Genomic DNA, 4,198 nt, shown 5'->3' with positions numbered 1-4,198 from the left:
TCTGGATTCCAATCCGCTCTGGATTCCAACCGGCGCCATGACCTGCTCCGGGTTCCAACCGACGCCATAATCTGCTCTGGTGGGTGTCGACCTTGGTCGACACGAATCCATCGGCGTCACGATCCCGCGCGTGCACCCGGTGCCACCAACCCGCCCGCATGATCGGCCAGCACCACCACCGCATGCAGCAGGCCTTCCTCCACCTGCGGCGGGCACTGCGCTGCCGCATCATCCATCTCGCGCGCCGACTGCGCCGCCAGCAACACACCCCCGCAGGCGGACACCGCCGCGAGGCACCGCGTGGCCTCGGCCAGTTCCCGGCCACGCGACTCGCTGAGGTGCCGTTCGCGCCAGGCCTGGCCATCGGCAGCGTGGCTTTGCGCGATACCGCGCAACCGGGCGAAGAAGGCTGACGGCGCGGCATCGCCGTCGCCGTCGCACAATGCATCTTCCAGCGCTTCAGCCACGGGAGTGGGCAGCGCCAGGCCGGGCAGGGCATCGCCCAGCAGGGCGTGCAGACGGGGATAGGCGGGGTAGGGCGTGTTCATGGCAGCAACCTCACAGGGCAAGGCCACCTGCGGGATGCAAGGTGGCGGGCGGTGCGGGTTGGCGTGCCGGTCAAAATCGAAGCGATAAAAGCCGACGGATCACGAGGATCCCCACGCACCGCCCACCATGGGCGAGCCGGTGCATTGTCGCGATTGCCGTTGAGGCGGCAACTCGATCGCTTCGATGTTTGATTCAGGACGCCAATCCCGGCCAGCGCAAAGCGCGCCGGCAGAGCCACCTTCGCGCTTTTGCCCGAGTGACAACATGAGCAAAGTTGCAAATGTTGCTGTGCGCGGCGCGTGCCAAAGCCGACATACAACCACAGCGGCAAGCGCGTATGCTGCGGTACTCATCCAAGACGAAGGAACGTCGAATGTCGCTTGATCTTCGCGTGATCGCTGCTGCACTGGGCGCCCTGTTCTGCAGCAGCGCGCAGGCTGCCGCCCCGGCCGTCATCGACCTGCCGACAGCACAGGCGCAGGCCCAGTTGCTGGACATGCTGGAGAAGGAGTCGCTGTACCGCGACCGCGTGGACTGGCCGGCCATCCGTACGCGCCTGAAGGCGGCGCAGAATGATCCGGCCCAGACCCGCGCGGTGCTGCAGGAGGCCACCGGCCGCAGTTCCGGCGGGCATGGCGAGTGGATCAGCGCAAAGCAGCTGCAGGCGAAGGCAGAACGCCTGGCGCGCGCCAATGGCGCAGCGACAGCGGCTCCGAAAGCAACGACGGCCCCGGCCGAAGTACTGGACCCGCGTATCGGCCGGGTGGAGATCGAGGGCTACGGTGTCATGCAGGGCCCGACGGCGCACCAGCAGATGAAGGAGCGTGCCAAGCGCTGGCAGGCGATCATCGATGACCAGGACAATGGCAGCCGCTGCGGCTGGATTGTCGATCTGCGCGGCAACACCGGTGGCAACATGTGGCCGATGCTGCTGGGCGCAGCGCCGCTGTTGCGCGTCACGCCCAGCGCCGACGAGGACGTGGGGTCCTTCGCCGCCGCGGACGGCCCCACGCGCTGGCAGCTGACACCGTCCAGCGTGCGGCTTGGCGAGCGCGTGCGGGTCGACCTCGGCGGGCCCGGTTATCTGCTGAAACACCCAGGCGCGCCGGTGGCGGTGCTGACCGGGCCGCGCACCGCCAGTTCCGGCGAGGCGACCGTGCTTGCCTTCCGCGGCCGCCCGCACACGCGAAGTTTCGGCCAACCCACCTCGGGGCTGTCCACTGCCAACGTGATGCGGCCGCTGGTCGATGGCAGCGCACTGCTGCTGACCACCAGCGTGATGCAGGATCGCAATGGCCAGGGGGATGGGCTGAAGATCGAACCAGACCAGCGCACCGACAGTGATGCCGCCACGCTGGCTGCGGCGCAGCAGTGGTTGCTGCAGCAGCCCGCCTGCCAGGCGCGCTGATCCATGATCCTGATCGGCCAGCAGGAACGGGTGATGATCGTCGGTCCTACGGAAGCCCACCACTGCCTGCGTTGCGGAACGGAAACCGACTTCGCGCCGCAGCTGCGCTACAAGATGGCGCGCATCGACCTGCTGTTCGGCTTCGCCTACCAGCGCCGTTATGAGCTGGCCTGCACCCGGTGCGAGCACGGCTGGTTACTGGACACCGAAACCATGGACCAGCAGCTGGGTGGGGTGCCGATCCCGTGGCGGCACCGCTTCGGCCTGCCGCTGATGCTGGTGGTCGTGGCTGGCCTGGCCCTGCTGGGCTGGCTGTGGCGGCACGGATTCATCGGTTGAACGCCGGGGCTGTTAAAGTCTGCCCTGCAATCACGTACCGGAACCCACCATGGACCACGACACCCCGTTCGAACCCCTCAACGACCTCGAGGTGCGCCTGCTGCAGGCCCAGGACGGGACGCTGACCGCATCGCAGTTCCTCGATGGCCTGTTGACCTCGACGGCGTTCGTGCTGCTGGACAAGGCCATCGGCGAAGATGGCGCCTGGGACGAGAGCATCTCGCCGCTGGTGCTGACCAGCGAGAGCGGCGAACCGATGTTCGCGGTGTTCACCTCGCCCGAGCGCGCCGGCCTGTGGCACGAGCAGCTGCCGCAGTTTGCCCATGCGATGCCGATTGCGGTGCACGCGCTGCTGGCCGGCATCGGCGACGGCGTCGGCCTGGTGCTGAACCCGGGCCTGGACGTGGGCATGGAAATGATTCCCGATGCCGTGGCCCAGCTGAAGCAGCGCGCTGCGGCGATCACGCGTGGCATGGCGCATTGATTCCTGCCTTGGCTGGCTCGCTGCTGTTTTCAGGTCGGCCACTTGGCGGGTAACGCCCTCCTGTCCTGCATGCGATCGGCATTTCGTAGTTTTCCTAGCGGGCGCGACACCTAGGTAGCGCCTGCGTTTCACGGTGGACCTGTCTGCCGTGTCGCAATTCCCTCTTCCTCGGCCCCTGTTTCAGCAACACGCTCACGGCCCCTTGGCCCTGCGCGCGTTGCTCCATGGATGGCTCCGTTCCTGCTCCGCAATGGCCCGCCCTGCGCTCTGCGCTGGCCGGCCCCTCGCACGCCCAGCGCTTCCTGCGGCTGCACACGTCACTGGGGAGCGATGTGCTGGTGGCCGAAACCCTCGATGGCGTCGAGCAGATCGACGGCATGGGTTTCCAGTGGACGATCACCGCACTGTCGCTGGATGCCGGCCTGTCACTGGCACCGCTGATCGGGCAGGGCGCGCTGCTGCAGCTGCAGCAGGCCGACGGCAGCCTGCGCCCGTTGCACGGTCGCATCACCGCCGCCGAGCGGCTGGGCAGCAATGGCGGCCTGGCGCGCTATCGGCTGCGCCTGCAGCCGTGGCTGGCGTTCCTGTCGCAGCGGGTGGACAGCTACGTCTTCCACGACAAGACCGTGGTCGAGATCGTCGAGGACCTGTTCGCCGACTACAGCGGGCTGGCACCGGCCTGGCGCTGGTCGCTGGGTGACGCCAGCCAGTACGCACGGCGCAGCCTGACCACGCAGTACCAGGAAAGCGACCTGGCCTTCGTCCAGCGGCTGTTGGCCGAGGAGGGCATCTATTACTGGTTCGAGCATGCCGGCGAGCCCGGCGGCGCGGACTTCGGCACGCACACCCTGGTGCTGGCCGACCACAGCAACGACACCACCGAACTGGGCCGCGTGCGCTTCCATCGCCGCGACGAGAGCGAGCGCAGCGACAGCGTGCAGCAGTGGTCCACCGCGCACCGCTGGCGGCCAGGCAAGGTCGAGCGTACGACCTGGGACTACCGCACCCTGGAGCGTCGCCAGGCCAGCGCCGAGGCCGGGCAGGGCAACGACCTGGGCATTGTCGACCGTGATACCTGCGGCCCCTATGGCTGGCAGGACAACGCACGCGGCCAGCGCCGCGCGCAGCAGCATCTGGACGCACTGCGCGTGCGCGCCCATACCATCGATGGCGCCGGCCAATGGCGGGCACTGGCACCGGGCGCGCGCTTTGGCCTGTCGCAGCACCCGCAGGTCGGCGAGGACGCACAGTTCCTGTGCCTGTCGGTGCTGCACCAGGCGCGCAACAACCTCGATGCCGACGTGTTCGACGCTCTGGAACAGACCCTGGGTCCGTCCAGCGTGGCGGTGCCGGCGCTGCCGGACGCGCTGTCCGGGCTGGCCTATGGCCAGGCGCCGGGCGAGGTGTCCACTGCGTTT

General features: G+C 68.2%; 5 protein-coding genes. 4 read left to right on the top strand and 1 reads right to left on the bottom strand.

Features of this window, described 5'->3' with window-relative positions:
- Positions 1 to 116: 116 nt before the first annotated feature.
- Positions 117 to 548, bottom strand: coding sequence for a hypothetical protein (locus N7590_RS21855; protein WP_053510661.1), 432 nt, complete (start codon positions 546 to 548; stop codon positions 117 to 119).
- A 374-nt stretch (positions 549 to 922) separates the two neighbouring features.
- On the opposite strand from N7590_RS21855, the gene N7590_RS21850 reads away from it, so the two are divergent.
- From N7590_RS21850 to N7590_RS21835, 4 genes are all read left to right on the top strand, one after another.
- On the top strand, positions 923 to 1,957 hold the full coding sequence (locus tag N7590_RS21850) for a S41 family peptidase (RefSeq protein ID WP_164241897.1): 1,035 nt from the start codon (positions 923 to 925) through the stop codon (positions 1,955 to 1,957).
- Between the two features lie 3 nt (positions 1,958 to 1,960).
- Positions 1,961 to 2,296 carry a hypothetical protein gene (locus tag N7590_RS21845; RefSeq protein WP_164087046.1) on the top strand — a complete coding sequence of 112 codons (336 nt, stop codon included), beginning with the start codon at positions 1,961 to 1,963 and terminating at the stop codon, positions 2,294 to 2,296.
- 49 nt (positions 2,297 to 2,345) lie between these two features.
- Positions 2,346 to 2,780, top strand: a complete 435-nt coding sequence (locus tag N7590_RS21840) for an SseB family protein (RefSeq protein ID WP_006470037.1) — start codon at positions 2,346 to 2,348, stop codon at positions 2,778 to 2,780.
- 224 nt (positions 2,781 to 3,004) lie between these two features.
- Positions 3,005 to 4,198, top strand: a 1,194-nt coding sequence (locus N7590_RS21835; protein WP_279935897.1) for a type VI secretion system Vgr family protein, incomplete at its 3' end; no start/stop codon positions are given.

The sequence above is a fragment of the Stenotrophomonas sp. GD04024 genome (assembly GCF_029837545.1).
Lineage (GTDB): Bacteria > Pseudomonadota > Gammaproteobacteria > Xanthomonadales > Xanthomonadaceae > Stenotrophomonas > Stenotrophomonas forensis.
This window is presented reverse-complemented; position numbering and strand designations above follow the sequence as displayed.

Coding starts and splice junctions, on each gene's coding strand:
- N7590_RS21855 (WP_053510661.1), bottom strand. CDS start 548: ATGAACACGCCCTACCCCGCCTATCCCCGTCTGCACGCCCTGCTGGGC.
- N7590_RS21850 (WP_164241897.1), top strand. CDS start 923: ATGTCGCTTGATCTTCGCGTGATCGCTGCTGCACTGGGCGCCCTGTTC.
- N7590_RS21845 (WP_164087046.1), top strand. CDS start 1,961: ATGATCCTGATCGGCCAGCAGGAACGGGTGATGATCGTCGGTCCTACG.
- N7590_RS21840 (WP_006470037.1), top strand. CDS start 2,346: ATGGACCACGACACCCCGTTCGAACCCCTCAACGACCTCGAGGTGCGC.